This window comes from Sphingobacterium sp. SGL-16 (assembly GCF_011043515.1).
In the GTDB taxonomy this organism is placed as follows: domain Bacteria; phylum Bacteroidota; class Bacteroidia; order Sphingobacteriales; family Sphingobacteriaceae; genus Sphingobacterium; species Sphingobacterium litopenaei.
This window is the reverse complement of sequence record NZ_JAAKGQ010000035.1, coordinates 18,839-37,236: the sequence shown is the minus strand read 5'-3', so window position 1 is coordinate 37,236 and position 18,398 is coordinate 18,839. Positions and strand designations below refer to the sequence as shown.

Sequence of the window (18,398 nt, the reverse complement as noted above, 5' to 3'; positions counted from 1 at the left end):
GAATTTAGGAGCATTTTTTTTACAATAAATAAAAATGACAAATAATCAAAAACAGACGTTAGAGGAGGTTCAGACCTTTGAAGGGAAATATCCAAAACAGATTTGGAGTTTATTCTTCTCGGAGATGTGGGAGCGTTTTTGCTTTTACGGCATGCGCGGCATGTTGGTGTTTTTTATGATTTCTCAGCTTAATTTTCAGGAGAAAGAAGCTAATTTGCAGTATGGAGCTACGCAAGCTTTTGTGTATGCATTTACGTTTATAGGAGGTCTGTTTGCAGATAAGATTTTAGGTTTCCGCAAATCATTGTTTTGGGGCGGATTGTTGATGATAGTGGGATCTGTATTCTTATCCATAGATCCTCACGCCTTTTTCTTCTTTGGTTTATCTTTCATTATCGTTGGTACAGGTTTTTTCAAACCCAATATTTCTACGATGGTAGGAGAGTTGTACAAAGAAGGGGATAACCGCCGTGATGCTGGTTTCTCTTTATTTTATGCAGGGATTAACCTTGGGGCATTTTTAGGTGGTTATGTATGTGTGGCAATCGGTAAAGGTTACTTATTGAGTTCGGTTATTGATGAGGCACATCGTTGGAATGTAGCTTTCGGCCTTGCCGCGATAGGTATGTTGGTGAGTTTGATTAACTTCTGGTTTACTAAAAGACATTTAGGTCCTATTGGTTTGCAACCAGGACATCCCGATGCTATCGTAAAAACAAAAGCTTTACCTAAATGGGTAGAATATTTAGTTTATATCGGAACATTAGGATTGATTCCCGTAATTCAGTTGATGGTTTCAAAAACGGAATTCACAGATTATTTTATGTATACCATTGGTCCATTAACGTTGATATACTTGTTTTTTGAAATGACCAAAGTAGAAAAAGCTGAACGTCATAAGTTAATTGCAGCGTTGGTGTTTATTCTATTCTCTATTATTTTCTGGGGTATTTACGAACAAAGTGGTGGTTCATTAAGCATTTTCGCTGCTAAAAATTTGAATGATTCTATCTTAGGTGGATTAGTACATTTGGATCCAAATGGTGTTAACAATTCAGGGGGGGCTTTATTTATTATTGCTTTAGCACCATTGTTTGGTATTCTATGGATTTGGATGGCTAGACGTCGTTTTGAACCCAACACGATTATCAAATTCGGATTAGGATTTATATTCTTAGGTTTGGGATATTATGTGCTTTTTGGAACAAGATTCTTTGCGATAGATGGTATTGCTTCATTGGATATCTTCTCTTTGGCACTTATTGTTATAACCGTAGGCGAACTATGTTTATCGCCCATTGGTTTATCTATTATGACTAAATTATCTCCAGCACGTTTGCAAGGAATTATGATGGGGATGTGGTTTTTGGCAAGTGCCTATGGTCAATATGTGGCAGGTTTGATTGGTGCGAATATGGCAGATGCCCGTGAAGGTTCTACTTTGGTGGAGCAATTGTTAGTTTATACAGACAGCTATAAAGAATTAGGACATTACTCTATTATTGCTGGTGTAATATTAATTGCTATTTCACCATTGGTGAAGAAGCTGATGCATGGTGTAAACTAAGCAAATTAAAGTGCACTAAAAATGACTTTCTTCGGATGGTTATTTTGTTATTTTTGTATCTTATAGATTATAATTAGAGTGGCTGATAGTATTGTAATAATTCCTACTTTCAATGAAATTGAAAATATTGAAAATATCATTCGAAAGGTTTTTTCTTTAAATGTGACTTTTCACATTTTGGTAGTGGATGATGGTTCGCCAGATGGTACTGCTGATGTAGTGAAACGATTGATGCAGGAGTTTGAAGGCAAATTATTTATAGAAGAACGTAAAGGAAAATTAGGTTTAGGTACTGCATATATATATGGCTTCAAGTGGTCACTGGCGCGTGACTATACTTATATTTTTGAGATGGATGCCGACTTTAGTCACAATCCGGAAGATTTAATACGTCTGCGCCAGGCAGCTTTGGATGGTGCTGATATGGCTATTGGCTCTCGATATATCAAAGGCGTGAACGTCGTGAATTGGCCGATGAGTCGGGTACTGATGTCCTATTTTGCTTCGGTGTATGTACGATTTATCACAAGAATCAATATACAGGACGCTACTGCAGGATTTGTATGTTTTAACAGAAAAGTGCTTGAAACAATCAAATTGGATGAAATAAAATTTGTGGGTTATGCGTTTCAAATAGAGATGAAATTCAAAGCCATCAAATATGGTTTCAACGTGGTTGAGGTACCGATTATATTTACAGATAGAACATTAGGTGAATCTAAAATGAGTACGAGGATTTTTAGAGAAGCCTTTTTTGGAGTAATACAATTGAAGTTAGAATCTTTATTCAAAAGTTATAAATAATGAACGAAAATCTTGATCCAAATCCAGAAAGATTGAATCCAACCGATAAGGAAATGGAGAGAGTTTTGCGTCCGCAAACTTTTGATGATTTCACTGGTCAAGCCAAAATTCTTGAAAACCTTTCCATATTCGTACAAGCAGCAAAAATGCGTGGTGAGGCTTTGGATCATGTCTTACTGCACGGCCCTCCAGGACTGGGTAAAACTACCTTGTCCCATATCATTGCCAATGAAATGGGCGTGGGAATAAAAATTACTTCAGGACCAGTATTGGATAAGCCAGGTGATTTAGCTGGGTTGTTGACTAACTTGGAAGAAGGTGATATTCTTTTTATCGATGAGATTCATCGTCTTTCTCCTGTTGTGGAAGAATACTTGTATTCTGCTATGGAGGATTTCAAGATTGATATCATGCTAGAAACTGGACCAAACGCGCGTTCGGTCCAGATTACGTTAAATCCATTTACACTTGTCGGTGCGACAACGAGATCAGGCTTGTTAACTTCTCCGTTGCGCGCACGTTTTGGGATCAATGCGCGATTACAATATTATGATGCGAAATTGTTAACCACCATTGTACAACGATCATCCAGTATTTTAGGAGCAGCGATTAGTGAGGAAGGCGCTTACGAAATAGCGCGACGAAGTAGAGGTACCCCACGTATTGCGAATGCTTTGTTACGTCGAACGCGTGACTTTGCACAGATAAAAGGTAATGGTAATATTGATAAAGCCATTGCGCAATATGCATTGAATGCATTAAATGTTGACGAACATGGATTAGATGAGATGGACAATCGCATATTGTCAACTATTATTGATAAATTTAAAGGTGGGCCCGTAGGATTGAAGACCATTGCGACGGCAGTTGGTGAGGACGAAGGGACGATAGAAGAGGTGTATGAGCCTTTTTTGATTCAGGAAGGCTATATTATGCGTACTTCACGAGGCAGAGAATGTACAGAGAGTGCCTACAAACATTTAGGTAAATTAAATTATAATAAAGGAAATACTTTATTTTAACCAATAATATATTTATTTTTTTTATGAGGATTCTTTTGATAATATCCCTAGGGATATGTATGCCTTTTTTTGTTTTTTCACAATATTGTCCCCCTTTATCTGGAAAAGTCGGAGAAACCAAGTTGTTTCATATTACTGCTGGATATGGTATTACCAAATTATACGGCGATGTCAAAAGCAATAATGCTTTTGGTTCAGCTGGCACTATTAACCTCGATTATCAGATTAAAAAAGGTTTATTAATTGGTCTTGAAAGCCAGTTTGGGTCTTTGAGAACCGAAGTTACGAATACAGCAGATCCAAGACAGTCTCATAATGATTATATGGCAGGAGGCTTGCGCGTGTTAATCCATCCATTTAGTTTCTTTTCTAAAAATAGCTATTTACGATCTTACAGTGATGTGTTACTAGAATCATTATATTTAGGAGTAGGCTCATTATATATCATCAATCACTATGAATACATTTATCATAATGTGAACGACTATAGTACATATGGAATGGTAAAGGGATTTGATAGTTCGGGTGACCCTATTTTTGAGGATAGGACTAGAACGCTAATATTACCATCCCTGAATCTAGGTTCTTCGATTCCACTAAATAATCAGTTGTTGAGTTCGGGGCCTGTTTTGAGTCTTGTGGTTAATGGGCAATTTAATTTTGGACGTAATGATGCGTTGGATGGGTATACGCCATATGGTGCTAATGGAAGATTAAGCCAAGGAAAAGATGATTTTTATAGCTTCTATTCCTTAGGTCTTCGCTATTCGTTCTAATTTCTTGGTGACTTTTTTAGCACGACTAATTAAAGCTGGTGTTTCATTAATAGAAAGATCAAGCTGTATTCTATTTCTCAATTCGTTGACTATCCAATGATGTTGTGCAGATAGTAGACACAGAATATCGTAACAATTGCATCTTACAGCGATAGGACATTCGCTATTTTCTAATACATCAAATGTTTTATTGAGAATACTTTCAAATTCTATTTCATTTAATTGAGTTATATCGGTTAGAGTGAGATATTCCATCACTAGTTTAGAATAGCTTCGAAGTACACTCCAATTGTTGGATTTGGAATACACCGATATAATAGCATCTTTATAAAAGGTAATCTTACTGTTGTTGTTAGCTAATAAAACATGTTCAGCAGCCCACGCAGCACGAAAGGCTGTTCTTTCAATGGGATAAAGGGATAATTCCAATAATTCTTCAAGAGAAGTGTATTGTAAAATACCCTCTTTTATTACAGAAGCACTATAGTTGTATAGTGCTTCTGTGATTTTATCGATTCTTTGTTGATCCATTCATTAAATTATCTAGTCAAAGGTCTTTCCCTATTGATTTCGGTTATATCAACCTCATTCATTTTGGATTCCCCTAATAAATGTTCGCTGAAATAATCTGCCATTTTCCAGAAGAAATATTCTGTCATATTGCCAAAAGCATGTGCTTGTCCAGGCAATAATAAGAAATCAAATCGTTTGTTGGCTTTGATTAATGCATCCACCATTCGGATAGAATTGGCAGGATGTACATTATTGTCGACATCTCCTGTCGCAATTAACAATTTTCCTTTCAAATTTTTAGCAAGCTCTGTATTTTTTGCAATATTGTATGTAAAAGTAGTATCACCTTTATCCGAAACTACCTCTTTTACACCATGGTGACGTTCAGACCACCAACGATTATAAATGTTGTTTTCATGATTTCCAGCTCCTGAAACGGCTACTTTAAAAAAATCAGGGTAAACTAACATAGCTGCTGTAGACATAAATCCACCTCCAGAGTGCCCTGTAATACCTACACGATTAATGTCGATGAATGAGTATTTATTAGCTAATTGTTCTGCTGCTACTTTTTTATCTTCCAATCCATAATCGCGCAAATTACCGTATCCATAGGTATGATACCATTTTGAGCGGGCAGGATGTCCACCACGATTACCAACAGAAATTACGACGAAGCCCATTTGCGCAAGACGGTCAATTCGATCCATACTTCTGCCAAAGCTTTTGTTTACTGCTTCTGTTTGCGGACCTGGATATACATATTCTATTAAAGGATAGGTTTTAGTAGAGTCAAAATCAAAAGGCTTATACATTACACCATAAATGTCCGTAATTCCGTCGCCTGCTTTCACCTTAAATGGTTCAGGGAATTTATATCCAGAAGCAAAAAGTTGGCTTAAATCTGCTTCTTCTAATTTCATGATCAATTGTCCTGTAGAAGAATAAAGATTGGATTGAGGAATAGTATTAACTCTAGAAAAATTATCAATAAAATAATTGCCTAACTCGTTTCCTTCTAACTGATGATCATAGTCTCCAGGAGTTAATAATTTAATTGCTCCACCATTTTTGTTAACAGAATATAAGAAATTATAATAAGGATCAATATCCTTCTCTTTACCATTAGCTTGGAAGAATAAAGTACCTGTAGATTCTTGATAAGCCGACAAATCATTACAATGAAAATCTCCTTTTGTAATCTGATGAATTAATTTTCCACTGATATCATATAAATAAAAGTGACCCCATCCATCACGTTGTGACCAGTGTATAAATTGTTTACCTCCAGCAATAAGTTTCGGTTTTTGAATGTCTTGATACACATTCATTCTTTCTTCTACCATTACGCGGGTAGAACCATCTACACTAACGGCTACCACATCAATTCTTTTCAAATCACGTGAGGATCTTGCGAGGTAAAATTCTTGATTATTTCCCAACCAATAGTTGATGTAGTGTTTTCCTTTTAAATTTTCTTTACTAAAATCTTTGTTCCAAAGTGAAAGAGTTTGATTTTTGAAAGCAGCGATATTTACTTTGCGAGGTTGTTGATTAGCGCTGTCGAAAATATATAATTCTGTTTCTGTGGAGTCGATTTCACCTGGCATTTGATATTTGTAGGTCTCTAATTCTGGACGTTTTTTATCTACATTATGAATAACCCATAACGAAGATAAATCGCGATTGTCTTTACGTGTGATGACGAAATATTTTCCATCAGGAGACCAACTAAGACGAACTGGTTTTCGCTTCTTTTCTTCCTCCAAAATAGATTTACGATCACCCGTAGTCGTGCTATATTGATCACCGCCCCAAGCATAAAATTGAACCCCATCTTTAGTAATTTGGTGTTCTACTATAGTGGAATCTTTTTCGTCTTTTAAAGCTTTTTGGTAACTTTTATAATCCATCCAGTAGATGTTGTAGTTTTTTGCAAAATATACTCTACTTGTATCTGGATTAAAATTTGCCCAATTAGGCTTTGTCTTTTCTTTAGTTGTATCGCTTATTTCTTTTAGTTGTTTCGAAACAATGTTGTATTCGAAATGAAAAAGTTTCTTTTTAAGCGTGTCTTTCTTATTGGTAAGTTTTTGTATTTCCTCCTTGCTCTTTACCGTGTCTTTGGTACTTTGTACTTCAAATCGAATGATTTGATCGCTATTGTCCAAAAAACGTAAGTTCTGAATAGGTAAATGTTGAGCGTCAAAAGGATTTCTAACGATTGAAGTTACTTTTGCTGCCATTTCACCATTTTCAAATAATGGACTTTTTTTACGGAGACTAGGATCTACTATATACCAATTTTTGCCTGAAGAGGTGGCGTATTCATACCAAAATTTATCAGAGTAATTAATGTAATTTGGTTTAACTTCTGTTGAGAAAATCATTTTTCTCAATTTTTCAGGGCTAAATTTAGCAGCTAATTGGTAGTTGGGTTTTACTTCACTTTTCTTCTCTTGACCATGTGTCATGCAGAATACAAAAGCTAATAAACCTGTAAAAATGTATTTCATAAAGGTTATTATATTTTGATAATAATTTCTGTACTAAAATAACTTAACTAATTCGTTGCATAAACAAAATACGTGTAAAATTTTAGATAGAGTTGTTTTTGAACACTATATGCTTTTAACTGTTATTCTTGGGAAGGAACTAAATATATATATGCTATGAAGAACAAGAAATTTGAAAATCCATTGAAAAAGTATCCACAACCACCTTTTCCAAAACAACCTCAAGATATCCCAGGTATTACATCAAAAATGGAACCTCGCCCAGATCATGGCGAAGAAACGTATGTAGGTAAGGAATTACTTAAAGATGCGGTATGTATTATTACTGGAGGCGATTCCGGAATTGGTAAGGCAGTCGCGATAGCAATGGCTAGAGAAGGAGCAAAGATTGTTATTTCATATAAAGATAAAGTGGAAGATGAAGACGCTAAAGATACAGCGCAATGGATAGAGAAGGCGGGTTCAGAAGCTATTTTGATTCGTGGAGATATTCGAAATGAAACACACTGTATGAAAATCATTGATAAGACGATTGCAAAATTTGGCAAAATTGATGTTTTGGTAAATAATGCTGCGTATCAGATGTCGTATAATGGAATAGAAGATATTGATACCGCGGAATGGGACAAAACTTTTGATACTAATATTCGCGCCATGTTTTATCTTATTAAATATGCGAAGTCCCATATGAAAGCTGGTAGTTCTATAATAAATACAACCTCTGTCAATGCTTATGAGCCTAATCCTTCCTTATTGCCTTATGCGGCAACTAAAGGTGCAATACAAAATTTCACGGCAAGTTTAGCAGAAATGTTTATGAAGGATAAGTCAGGTATTCGTGTGAATGCAGTTGCTCCTGGACCTATTTGGACCCCATTAATTCCAAGTACAATTCCTGACCATGAAAATTTTGGTAAAGAGAATTCTCCTATGGGAAGACCAGGCCAACCTGCAGAAATAGCGCCAATTTATGTGTTCTTAGCTTCGGAAGCAGCTTCCTATATTTCTGGTGCTACTATTCCTGCTACTGGAGGTAGAATTACCATCTAAGGCAAATTTTACAGATAAATATTTTCGTTAAGCTTATTGTTTATGATTGGGCGGTATGTTGGGTTTAAAGAATTGAATATAATATTAGCAAAAATTCTTATTTAGGTTGTTTAATTTATTTATGGTTAATTGTAATTTCGATGATACTTTTTTATTTTCATAACTATTAAGAGTTTGTAATTGAGAATAAATTGTTATGTTTGGAATTCCTAAATTAACTAAACTAACAATGAGAAAAATATTCTTGATTGTAGCATTGGTAAATGCTATGTCTGCTCTTGCCCAGACGAGACCGGATTGGGAAAATCCGGAGGTATTTGCGATCAACAAAGAAAATACGCGAAGCACATCAATACCTTATGCTACTGAGGCGCAAGCATTGAAAAATCACTATTCCAATTCGCCTTTCTATAAATCTTTAAATGGTAATTGGCAATTTTATTGGGTGGACAAAATTGCAGATGTTCCAAAAGATTTTTATCTGGAAGAAAACTACTCGGATAATATAAAACAGAAATGGAAAAAAGGAGAGCCGAACCAAACATCCGGGCAATCGGGTTGGACATTGATGCCAGTACCAGGCAATTGGGAATTCAATGGCTACGGTATCCCGATGTATGTCAATATTGGATATGGATTTACTATTAATCCTCCATTTATAGACCGAAATGATTCTCCTACAGGAGCATACCGACATAAGTTTGAGATTCCTAAAGATTGGGATGGACGTCGTGTCTACTTACATTTCGAAGCAGGTACCAATTCCATGTATGTATGGGTGAATGGTAAAAAGGTGGGCTATACTGAAAATTCAAAAAGCCCGGCGGAATTTGATATTACAGAATATATACGTCCAGGATCAAATCTATTAGCCTGTCAGGTACATAAATTTTCTGATGGATATTATATGGAAGATCAGGATATGTGGCGATTGGGAGGTATCAATCGTAATGTATACCTGTATACTACGGCTCAGACACGTATCCAAGATTTCTTTTCTTTAGCTGATTTGGATGCTAAATACAAAGACGGATTGTTCAGTGCCGAAGTTAACGTGCAGAATTATACACAAAAAGCTATTGCTCAGACTATAGAAGTAAGTATTGTAGATAAGTTGGGTAAAAAAGTATTTAGCCAAAACCAAAAAGTAGACATTGCATCGAATAGTATTTCTACGGCAAAGGTGGCTGGAGTGATCAAAAATCCTTTACAATGGACTGCTGAAACTCCGAATTTGTACAATATGATTATTACACTTCGTGATGATCAAAATAAGGTGATAGAAACTACTTCGCATAGAATTGGATTTAGAAAAGTTGAAATCAAAGACGGTCAACTTCTTGTAAATGGGAAAAAAATCTTAGTAAAAGGCGTTAATCTACACGAATTCAATACGAATACGGGTAATGTGGTAGATTCAGCCACGATGATTCGTAATATTCAATTGATGAAAGAGTTGAATATTAATGCTGTACGTATGTCGCATTATCCGCAGTCACCATTATGGTATAGACTATGTGATGAATATGGTTTGTACTTGGTGGATGAGGCTAATCTCGAATCACATGGTCTTGGTCAAGGCGAAAGTAATATAGCGTATTTTGACGAGTGGCAAAATGCGCATTTAGATCGTATGATTCGTTTAGTAGAACGAGACAAAAACCATGCTTCAGTAATTATTTGGTCCTTAGGTAATGAAGCGAGTAATGGAAAAGCTTATTATGCTATGTACGAATGGGCGAAGAAAAGAGATAAGAGTCGTCCTGTGCAATATGAGCAAGCTTTTTGGAAAGAAAATACAGATATAGTATGTCCCATGTATCCGAGTTGGAACCAAATGGTTGATGTATCCAAGAAGGATATTGGCAGACCATATATCATGTGTGAATATGCGCATGCGATGGGTAATAGTATGGGGAATTTCCAAGATTATTGGGATTTGATTCGCAGCAGTAAGAATATGCAGGGTGGTTTTATTTGGGAATGGTACAACCACGGCTACAAAACCAAAGATGAGCAAGGCCGGGAATATTTTGCGTATGGTGGTGATTTATATGGATACAATAAGCAGAATGATGGTAATTTTTGTATGGATGGAATTATCTCTCCTGATTTGCAGTATTTGCCCCATACACATATTGTAAAGAAAGTATATCAAAATATCTTATTTGAATCAAAAAATCCTAATTCTGGCAAAGTAACGGTAATCAATGATTTCAAATTTATTCCAGTTACACCAAAAGATCACAGCTTCAAATGGGTGCTACAAAAGAATGGTGAACAAATTGCTGAAGGTAATTTTGAAGTAACTATTGCTGCAGATTCACGTCAAGATGTACAATTGAAGTTACCGAAAATCGAACAAGAAGCAGGTGCAGAATATTACTTGCAAGTCTTTGCTTATACGAAAAATGCTACACAACTTATCGATGCTGGATTTGAAGTTGCCAAAGAAGAGTTTCAATTAACCGGAAATAATTATTTTGTTAATAAATCAAAAGACGGAGAGCCTGTTAAGAAATTCGAAGAGGGCGGTTGGAAATTGACATTTGTCGCAAATGGCGTAACTTATGAATTTGGTAAGAATGATGGATTACGTTGGGTAAATGGTCCAGGCAAAGATTATATCACTAAATTCCCTACACCTAATTTTTGGAGAGCACCTACCGATAATGATTTTGGAGAAAAAGCGCAACAAAAAATGAGAGTATGGGAAGCTGCGTCTTATCTACGCCAAACCAAATTTGATGGAGTGGATGAAAAGAATGGAGCATATGAAATTAGATTTACAGTAAAACCAGTAGGGGTAGAGGCTGAAGTAAAATTAGTTTATTTGGTAAATAAAGATGGTAGCTTGACTGTAGATGCTACTTATCGTGCCTTAAGCGATAATCTTCCTGAATTGCCACGTTTTGGATTTAATTTCGAATTACAAAACCGTTTCCACAATTTCACTTGGTATGGTCGTGGTCCGTGGGAAAATTATATAGATCGTAAGTTTGATACTTTTATGGGAATTTGGAAAGGTGACGTGAAAGATCAAGCATTTGCCTATTATAGACCACAAGAGACGGGTAATAAAACGGACGTACGTTGGTTGACATTAACAGATGATAGTGGTAAAGGAATTCGTATTGAGGGAGGACAGCCGTTGTCTGTAAGTGCTACAAATTACCGCATAGAAGATTTGGATGCTGGTCTTACGAAAAAGCAACAACACTTTAAAGATGTTATTCCAGCTAAGAATGTGGTATTAAATGTGGACTTGTTTCAACGAGGTGTTGCAGGATTGGATGCTTGGCAATCTCCTCCATTGGATCAATATAGACACTTTGGCAAAGAGTATCGTTACAATTTCACGCTTAGTTATATTCAATAATACATTTTATTCTTCTATTATTAAGCCGTATCCTTTTAAGGTTACGGCTTTTTTAATAAAATTTCTCATTGAAATTCACCAAAAATAATTCTTTTGTAGCACGGGTAATTCCTGTATAAAGCCATCGTAGGAATTCCGTAGTTAGCATTTCGTCAGTCATATAGCCTTGATCTACAAAAACTAAAGGCCATTGACCACCCTGCGCTTTATGACAAGTGATCGCATAAGCAAATTTGATTTGAAGAGCATTATAATAAGGGTCTTTTTTTATGGCTTCCATGCGATCCTTTTTTGTAGCAATATCATCGTAATCTTGCGCAATGGATTGATAAAGCTTTTGTTGATCTTCGTAGGGCATTTGAGCTGCATCTACGTGAAGACTATCTAATATAACACGGCAACGAATGGCATCACCTTCATTATTGTCCATAAATTCAAGATACAAATCTGCAAATCGATACCCATGCATTTCGTGAATATTACTCACTTTTTTTATGATGGCCATATCCCCATTGGCAATAAAACCTGTATGTTTCTCATCATGCTGTTGCAGCCAATAATAATTATTCTTGACGATCATAACAATATCTCCCCCCGTAATTTCTTCTTCGCGAAAAAGTATTTGATTACGAATATGCTTGTTATATAAGTTAGCTGATTTGTTCGAACGACAAATCACTATACAGTTTTCTATGTCGTATTTGTCATAGGCATAATGCAATCCTTCTATGAGCCTATCGCCTGTCATGCGAAATATATCTTTGAATCCTTGTGTTACAAACTGGGGAAACGTATAGTCTGGAGATTCCTCATCCAATTTTATTTCATTACGAATTTTCGTAGCGTTGTAAAGTATTCCTGAGCCTTTATTTTGGCGCACCACATCTGTCATTTCGTAAGTAAATACTTCTAAATTAAACTCGGCATTGATGTAGTTAATGTCCAAAGCGGGACTGTAATCTAATCCTACGGGAGGCAATTGGGCTGTATCCCCTACAAACATAAGTGTACAGTTTTTGCCCGATTGTACATATTGAATCAAATCCGAAAGCAAGCCATTTGAAAACATAGAAAATCCTTCTGTGCTGATCATGGATGCTTCGTCAATGATGAATAAGGTATTCTCGTGCAGATTTTCCGCAATATCAAAATCCATTTGAAGCGTGGCTGCACTTTTTTTACGATAGATTTTTTTGTGTATAGTTAGTGCTCTTCTTCCCGAATACGCACTCATTACTTTAGCGGCTCGACCAGTAGGAGCGAGCAATACCGATCTTTTATTAATGCTCGAAAGCGATTTGACCAAAGCGGAGATGATAGTCGTTTTACCGGTACCTGCGTAACCTTTTAGTATAAAACAAGATTGATTCGAGAAGGTATGAAGAAATTCAGCCAATAACCCAAAAACTTGCTCTTGTTGAGGTGTGGGTGACCATAAAAATTGTTGTAAGAGTAAATTTTTTATATGCACGTTCAAAGTTATTCAAAAAGGTTTGTCAATTCAATTCTAAAAGCTAATTTTGTTTGAAGGGCACATTGTTAGCGTCATTTCTAAGTACTTTTATACATGAATTACATATCGGGAGATTTTCATTTACATTATATTCCATCTTACACATTATATGTTCAAAGTGATTTGCATAGAGATCATTTGGTCGTAGTAGGGCCTGAAAATGATGTTTTGGTTTATATTACTTATGATAATGAAAAGCCATCGTTAGAAGCTACCAAAATATTGAGTATGCCGTTTGAAAAGGTGTATGTCAGCCTGCCTCATCAAAGTCTATTATGGATTCCAACGGAAGTATTTGATCCAAGTGAAATAGATTTATACACCGACTATTTCTTAGATACACGTGAAGATAGGATTGAATTTACGGAAATCGAAAATCAAGGTGTCACGGCTTTATATCAAATAGAGGCTACATTGATGAATAGATGGAGAAGCATTTTTCCTTCTGCGATGATTTTGCCAAGTTTTTCAGCGGTATTGGGACAAGCATTCCGAAATATTGATTACGCTGTAGAATTATTAACGGTCCATATTTATGGTAATCAAGCTGATATTTTTCTGTTTGTAAATAGTGAAATACGTCTTTATAATACTTTCGAGATCCAGACTCCTGATGATTTAGCCTATTACGTGCTGAGCATCATGAAAAATTTTGCTATAGAAGGCAAAGTGCAAAAAATCATGTTGAGTGGTGCACCTAAAGATTCCGAATGGGGAGATAGATTGTCCATTTATACAAAGCAATTGGAGGAAATGAAATCAACATATAGCTGGAAATCGTACAATAGTAAAGTTTCTCAAGCCATCAAAAACTTAAATACTTTAGTAGACTTATCTATATGCGAGTAATAGGTGGGAAAATTGGTGGTATCCGTCTGAATCCGCCTACAAATTTGCCGGTTCGTCCAACGACAGACATTGCCAAAGAAGCTTTATTTAATATTTTGCAATACCAATTGGATTGGGAAGATTGTAGTTGTCTAGATCTTTTCTGCGGTACTGGTAATATTTCATTTGAATTAGCTTCTAGAGGTGCCCAGGAAATTGATGCGGTAGATATTCATGCTAAATGCCTTTTTTATGTAAAGGATATCGCTAAGCAATATGATTTAAATATTGCTACACGCAAAGCTGATGTATTTAAGTTCATTACTTCTTGTAAAAAATCGTACGATTTTATTTTTGCAGATCCACCATATGATGTCGCACAGCTTCCTCAGTTGCCGCAAATGATTTTGGATAATGGATTATTAAAAGAAGATGGTATATTAGTAGTGGAACATCCGTCTACACGTAAGTTAATGGATCATCCTCTGTTTGTCGAAACTAGAAAGTATGGATATTCCTCTTTCAGCTTTTACCAAAATAAATAAACATGAAAGTAGCAGTTTTTCCAGGTTCTTTTGATCCATTTACCTTAGCACACAAAGATTTAGTAGATAGAGCTTTGCCTTTGTTTGATAAGATTTATATTGCTATTGGAGTTAATTCTTCTAAAAAGGGATTATTGGATTTCGAAACACGTAAAGCTGCTATCGAAGAATTATATACTGATCAATCCAAAGTGATAGTCGATACTTTTACAGGATTAACAGTTGAGTATTGCAAAAATGTTGGTGCTAATTTCATTTTACGCGGTCTTCGTAATGCTACGGATTTGGATTTTGAAAATGCTATTGCACAAAACAATCTTATTCTAGCTCCCGAAATTGAAACTTACTTCTTACTAGCTCGTACAGGATTAGCACATATTTCATCTACTATAGTTCGAGATATTTTAGCAAATGGAGGTCCTGTAGATACTTTGGTACCTTCTGAAGTTCTGAAATTTATAAAATAAAGGAAATTGAAATATGGAAATATAGCATCTTAAGTTAATTAAGATGCTTTTTTATTTTTTTAATATTGTAAAGCTTACTCTTGATGAAGCATCTATATTTTATGTTCGGATAAATTTTATTTTATTGCCTTTGATCTTTCCGTTACTTCCTTCTTTGATTATTTGTGTAGCAACTTTCCTTTTTACAGCGATATAAGCATCTTTGTCTTTTACCTCGATAATACCTATATCATCTTTTTCTAGACCTTTTAGTTTTAGAATATATCCAACTATATCAATTTTATTTACCTTATCTTTTTTTCCTGCAGAGATATACAAAGTAGAGTAAGGCGTATTATTTGGCAGCGGAAGATTTTCTTCTATAACTAACTCTTCTGTTGATTCTGGTAAGTAAGGGAAATCATCATCCGGTTTTAGCATGACAATAACTTCACCTTTAGCATGCATACGAGCCGTACGACCATTGCGGTGGATGAAAGCATCTTCCTTACTTGGCAATTGATAGTGAATAATGACATCAATTTCTGGTATGTCCAAACCGCGTGCAGCCAAATCTGTAGTTAACAATATACGGTTACTATTGTTTCGGAATTTTAGTATAGACAATTCACGATCTCGTTGTTCTAATCCACCATGGAAAATATCATGAATCAAATCTCGATCATCCAATAATTCGGAAATATGATCTACAGCATCACGGTGATTGCAGAAAATCAAAATTTTCTGATCGCCTAGCATACACAATAGATTGAATAATGCTTTTAATTTATGCTGAGCGGGTGCAATTACTTTTTTATAAACAATAGAAGGCTTATTTTCTTCCGAATCCAAGTTGTCAACTTTGATGACATTGCGCAATGTCACAAAGTCAGGTAATTCTGCCAGATCTGTCGCTGACGTCAGAATCTTCTGTTTGATATTTGGCGTAGCATCTATGATTTGTTGTAATTGCTCTTGAAAACCTAATTCTAAAGATTTATCAAATTCATCCAACACCAAAGTATGCACATCTTCTGTCGTAATGTAATTACGCTCAAGGTGATAGATGATACGTCCTGGCGTACCTATAATAATAGAAGGAGCATCACGAAGCGCATTTTTTTCTATTTTGGTGTCATGACCACCATATACACACAACACTTTATAGCCTGTGATTACTTTCTTAATTACAGTTTCAATCTGTAAAGCTAGCTCACGAGTTGGAACCACAATAAGGGTTTGAGTTTTTAAAGCCTTATCCGATTGAATAAGTTTGGATACTAATAAGCTAAACGCTAGTGTTTTACCTGATCCAGTAGGAGAAAGTAAGACAAAATCTTGGTTAGCTTTGAATTGTTCCAATACGCTTTTCTGCATATTATTCAATTCGGTAATCTGTAGTTTTCTTAGTATCGATGTGATTTCCATGCTACAAAAATAGGTAATTAATACAGGCTTTAACTATAAATGTTAAAAGATTGTTAAGAGACAACTGCCAATTTTGTTTTGGCACAGCTATTGAATATGTATTAGTAATTCATAATTTAGGTTAATAATTGGTTAGTTAAGAAGCCTTCAATCTCCCCGGTTGAAGGCTTTTTTAATTTAACTTTATAGCAATAGTTATTATTAATTACTTATTTTTGGAATAAATACGATATATTACTATATTAGTGTCCGAAATACACTAAGTGTATCTTTAGAATAAGTCATAAACCCAATTAAAATACAATGAGTTTAATTATCGATGTTAAAGCGCGTCAAATTTTAGATTCGCGCGGTAATCCAACAGTGGAAGTTGATGTAACTACGCAAAATGGTTTTGTAGGTCGTGCTGCGGTTCCTTCTGGAGCTTCAACAGGAGCTTACGAAGCAGTAGAATTGCGCGATGGTGATAAATCAAAATACTTAGGAAAAGGCGTTCTTAAAGCTGTTGAGAATGTGAACACTAAAATTGCTGAGGCTTTAGTAGGTGTTGATGTATTCGAACAAAATGCTATCGACAAGATTATGATCGATCTTGATGGTACTGAAAATAAAGGTAACTTAGGTGCAAACGCGATTTTAGGCGTCTCTTTAGCTGTTGCTAAAGCTGCTGCTCAAGAATCACGTCAACCATTATACCGTTACATTGGTGGTGTAAATGCAAATACATTACCTATCCCAATGATGAACATCATCAACGGCGGTTCTCACTCTGATGCACCTATCGCATTCCAAGAGTTCATGATTATGCCTGTTGGTGCACCTTCATTCTCTGAAGCATTACGTTGGGGAGCAGAGGTATTCCATACATTGAAAAAAATATTACACGACCGTAACTTATCTACAGCAGTAGGTGACGAAGGTGGTTTTGCTCCAACATTTGATGGTACTGAAGATGCAGTAGAAACTGTATTGAAAGCTATCGAAACTGCGGGTTACAAACCAGGTTCGGATATCTGTTTAGCATTAGACTGTGCTTCTTCCGAATTCTACAAAGACGGTAAATACGATTACACGAAATTCGAAGGTGATAAAGGTGCTATTCGTACAAGCGAAGAGCAAGCTGCTTACTTAGCTGAATTAACGGAAAAATATCCTATTATCTCTATCGAAGACGGTATGGCTGAAGATGACTGGGCTGGTTGGAAAACTTTAACAGACAAAATCGGTGACCGTGTTCAATTAGTAGGTGACGATTTGTTCGTAACAAACACTGTACGTTTACAACAAGGTATTGACGCAGATACTGCAAACTCAATCTTAGTAAAAGTTAACCAAATTGGTTCATTAACTGAAACTATTAACGCGGTTACTTTAGCACAAAATTCTGGTTATACTTCAGTAATGTCTCACCGTTCGGGCGAAACAGAAGATGCTACAATTGCTGACTTAGCTGTAGCATTAAACTGTGGTCAAATCAAGACTGGTTCGGCTTCACGTTCTGACCGTATGGCTAAATACAATCAATTACTACGTATCGAAGAAGAATTAGGTGCTAACGCTCGTTTCATCGGTAAAGATTTCAAATTTGCTATCAAAAAATAAGTTTTCTTATTTCTAGCATATCAAAAGGAGAGACGAAAGTTTCTCCTTTTTTTGTTTGGTTTAAAATCAATATATTTAAGAGAATTTTAAAAGTTAATCTTATTTTTGTGTCATGGAAAGAGCAGTATCTTTAGTCAAAAATAAATTCCTCATTGCAGGATTGGCCTTCTTGGTATGGATGTGCTTTTTTGATCGCTATGACTTTGCAACCCAATATGGTTATCAAAAGGAACGTAACAAGTTGCAGTACGAAAAAGAATTTTATACAACAGAAATCGATAATCTCGAAAAATCCATCAAAGATGCGCAATATAATCCAAGTGAAATCCAACGTATCGCGCGAGAAAAATACAAAATGAAAAAGGATAACGAAGATATTTATGTGATATCAGAAGTTGCTCCTAAATAA

Annotated in this window: 15 protein-coding genes; 11 read left to right on the top strand and 4 right to left on the bottom strand. The window is 35.6% G+C overall.

The window, feature by feature from the left end:
• Nucleotides 1-34 precede the first annotated feature (34 nt).
• The 4 genes from G5B32_RS12050 to G5B32_RS12035 all read left to right on the top strand — a co-directional run bounded on the left by G5B32_RS12050 (nt 35) and on the right by G5B32_RS12035 (nt 4,169).
• Nucleotides 35-1,567: a peptide MFS transporter gene (locus G5B32_RS12050; RefSeq protein WP_165291780.1), complete on the top strand. Its 1,533-nt coding sequence runs from the start codon at nt 35-37 to the stop codon at nt 1,565-1,567.
• 78 nt (nt 1,568-1,645) lie between these two features.
• Nucleotides 1,646-2,371, top strand: coding sequence for a polyprenol monophosphomannose synthase (locus tag G5B32_RS12045; RefSeq protein WP_165291779.1), 726 nt, complete (start codon nt 1,646-1,648; stop codon nt 2,369-2,371).
• A complete protein-coding gene (gene ruvB / locus G5B32_RS12040) occupies nt 2,371-3,393 on the top strand; it encodes a Holliday junction branch migration DNA helicase RuvB (RefSeq protein WP_165291778.1) in 1,023 nt (340 codons plus the stop codon). The genes G5B32_RS12045 and ruvB overlap by 1 nt, the downstream gene beginning before the upstream one ends.
• A 59-nt stretch (nt 3,394-3,452) precedes the next feature.
• The gene (locus tag G5B32_RS12035) at nt 3,453-4,169 is read left to right on the top strand and encodes a hypothetical protein (RefSeq protein ID WP_165291777.1); all 717 of its coding nucleotides are present in this window, start codon (nt 3,453-3,455) and stop codon (nt 4,167-4,169) included.
• On the opposite strand, the gene G5B32_RS12030 is transcribed toward G5B32_RS12035, so the two are convergent.
• Entirely contained in the window at nt 4,146-4,700 is a 555-nt protein-coding gene (locus G5B32_RS12030) for a hypothetical protein (RefSeq protein ID WP_165291776.1), read from the bottom strand. The two genes, G5B32_RS12035 and G5B32_RS12030, sit on opposite strands and share 24 nt — an antisense overlap.
• A gap of 8 nt (nt 4,701-4,708) precedes the next feature.
• Nucleotides 4,709-7,198 (bottom strand): S9 family peptidase, encoded by a 2,490-nt coding sequence (locus tag G5B32_RS12025; protein WP_165291775.1) that lies wholly within the window; start codon nt 7,196-7,198, stop codon nt 4,709-4,711.
• Nucleotides 7,199-7,354: 156 nt separating this feature from the next.
• Here G5B32_RS12025 and G5B32_RS12020 point away from each other — a divergent pair, with 156 nt between their 5' ends.
• Together G5B32_RS12020 and G5B32_RS12015 are read left to right on the top strand one after the other, a co-directional pair.
• Nucleotides 7,355-8,248, top strand: a complete 894-nt coding sequence (locus G5B32_RS12020; protein WP_165291774.1) for an SDR family oxidoreductase — start codon at nt 7,355-7,357, stop codon at nt 8,246-8,248.
• Between the two features lie 229 nt (nt 8,249-8,477).
• Nucleotides 8,478-11,627, top strand: a complete 3,150-nt coding sequence (locus tag G5B32_RS12015) for a glycoside hydrolase family 2 TIM barrel-domain containing protein (protein WP_165291773.1) — start codon at nt 8,478-8,480, stop codon at nt 11,625-11,627.
• Between the two features lie 52 nt (nt 11,628-11,679).
• Here the strand turns inward: G5B32_RS12015 and G5B32_RS12010 are convergent, their stop codons facing one another.
• On the bottom strand, nt 11,680-13,098 hold the full coding sequence (locus G5B32_RS12010) for an ATP-dependent RecD-like DNA helicase (protein ID WP_165291772.1): 1,419 nt from the start codon (nt 13,096-13,098) through the stop codon (nt 11,680-11,682).
• A gap of 96 nt (nt 13,099-13,194) precedes the next feature.
• On the opposite strand from G5B32_RS12010, the gene G5B32_RS12005 reads away from it, so the two are divergent.
• The 3 genes from G5B32_RS12005 to coaD are packed head-to-tail and all read left to right on the top strand — an operon-like array spanning nt 13,195 to nt 14,980.
• Nucleotides 13,195-13,989, top strand: coding sequence for a DUF3822 family protein (locus G5B32_RS12005; protein WP_165291771.1), 795 nt, complete (start codon nt 13,195-13,197; stop codon nt 13,987-13,989).
• On the top strand, nt 13,980-14,513 hold the full coding sequence (locus G5B32_RS12000) for an RsmD family RNA methyltransferase (RefSeq protein WP_165291770.1): 534 nt from the start codon (nt 13,980-13,982) through the stop codon (nt 14,511-14,513). The genes G5B32_RS12005 and G5B32_RS12000 overlap by 10 nt, the downstream gene beginning before the upstream one ends.
• A gap of 2 nt (nt 14,514-14,515) precedes the next feature.
• Complete coding sequence (gene coaD, locus G5B32_RS11995; RefSeq protein WP_165291769.1) at nt 14,516-14,980, top strand: pantetheine-phosphate adenylyltransferase; 465 nt, start codon at nt 14,516-14,518, stop codon at nt 14,978-14,980.
• Nucleotides 14,981-15,079: 99 nt separating this feature from the next.
• On the opposite strand, the gene G5B32_RS11990 is transcribed toward coaD, so the two are convergent.
• On the bottom strand, nt 15,080-16,387 hold the full coding sequence (locus G5B32_RS11990) for a DEAD/DEAH box helicase (RefSeq protein ID WP_165291768.1): 1,308 nt from the start codon (nt 16,385-16,387) through the stop codon (nt 15,080-15,082).
• A gap of 303 nt (nt 16,388-16,690) precedes the next feature.
• Here G5B32_RS11990 and eno point away from each other — a divergent pair, with 303 nt between their 5' ends.
• Complete coding sequence (gene eno / locus G5B32_RS11985; protein WP_165291767.1) at nt 16,691-17,989, top strand: phosphopyruvate hydratase; 1,299 nt, start codon at nt 16,691-16,693, stop codon at nt 17,987-17,989.
• Nucleotides 17,990-18,101: 112 nt separating this feature from the next.
• On the top strand, nt 18,102-18,398 hold the full coding sequence (locus G5B32_RS11980; protein WP_165291766.1) for an FtsB family cell division protein: 297 nt from the start codon (nt 18,102-18,104) through the stop codon (nt 18,396-18,398).

Excerpts from the sequence above, each read along its gene's own strand:
- G5B32_RS12005 (WP_165291771.1), top strand. The coding sequence starts at position 13,195 with ATGAATTACATATCGGGAGATTTTCATTTACATTATATTCCATCTTAC.
- G5B32_RS12000 (WP_165291770.1), top strand. The coding sequence starts at position 13,980 with ATGCGAGTAATAGGTGGGAAAATTGGTGGTATCCGTCTGAATCCGCCT.
- G5B32_RS11980 (WP_165291766.1), top strand. The coding sequence starts at position 18,102 with ATGGAAAGAGCAGTATCTTTAGTCAAAAATAAATTCCTCATTGCAGGA.
- G5B32_RS12015 (WP_165291773.1), top strand. The coding sequence starts at position 8,478 with ATGAGAAAAATATTCTTGATTGTAGCATTGGTAAATGCTATGTCTGCT.
- G5B32_RS12020 (WP_165291774.1), top strand. The coding sequence starts at position 7,355 with ATGAAGAACAAGAAATTTGAAAATCCATTGAAAAAGTATCCACAACCA.
- G5B32_RS12025 (WP_165291775.1), bottom strand. The coding sequence starts at position 7,198 with ATGAAATACATTTTTACAGGTTTATTAGCTTTTGTATTCTGCATGACA.
- G5B32_RS11990 (WP_165291768.1), bottom strand. The coding sequence starts at position 16,387 with ATGGAAATCACATCGATACTAAGAAAACTACAGATTACCGAATTGAAT.
- coaD (WP_165291769.1), top strand. The coding sequence starts at position 14,516 with ATGAAAGTAGCAGTTTTTCCAGGTTCTTTTGATCCATTTACCTTAGCA.
- G5B32_RS12030 (WP_165291776.1), bottom strand. The coding sequence starts at position 4,700 with ATGGATCAACAAAGAATCGATAAAATCACAGAAGCACTATACAACTAT.
- G5B32_RS12050 (WP_165291780.1), top strand. The coding sequence starts at position 35 with ATGACAAATAATCAAAAACAGACGTTAGAGGAGGTTCAGACCTTTGAA.
- G5B32_RS12035 (WP_165291777.1), top strand. The coding sequence starts at position 3,453 with ATGCCTTTTTTTGTTTTTTCACAATATTGTCCCCCTTTATCTGGAAAA.
- ruvB (WP_165291778.1), top strand. The coding sequence starts at position 2,371 with ATGAACGAAAATCTTGATCCAAATCCAGAAAGATTGAATCCAACCGAT.
- eno (WP_165291767.1), top strand. The coding sequence starts at position 16,691 with ATGAGTTTAATTATCGATGTTAAAGCGCGTCAAATTTTAGATTCGCGC.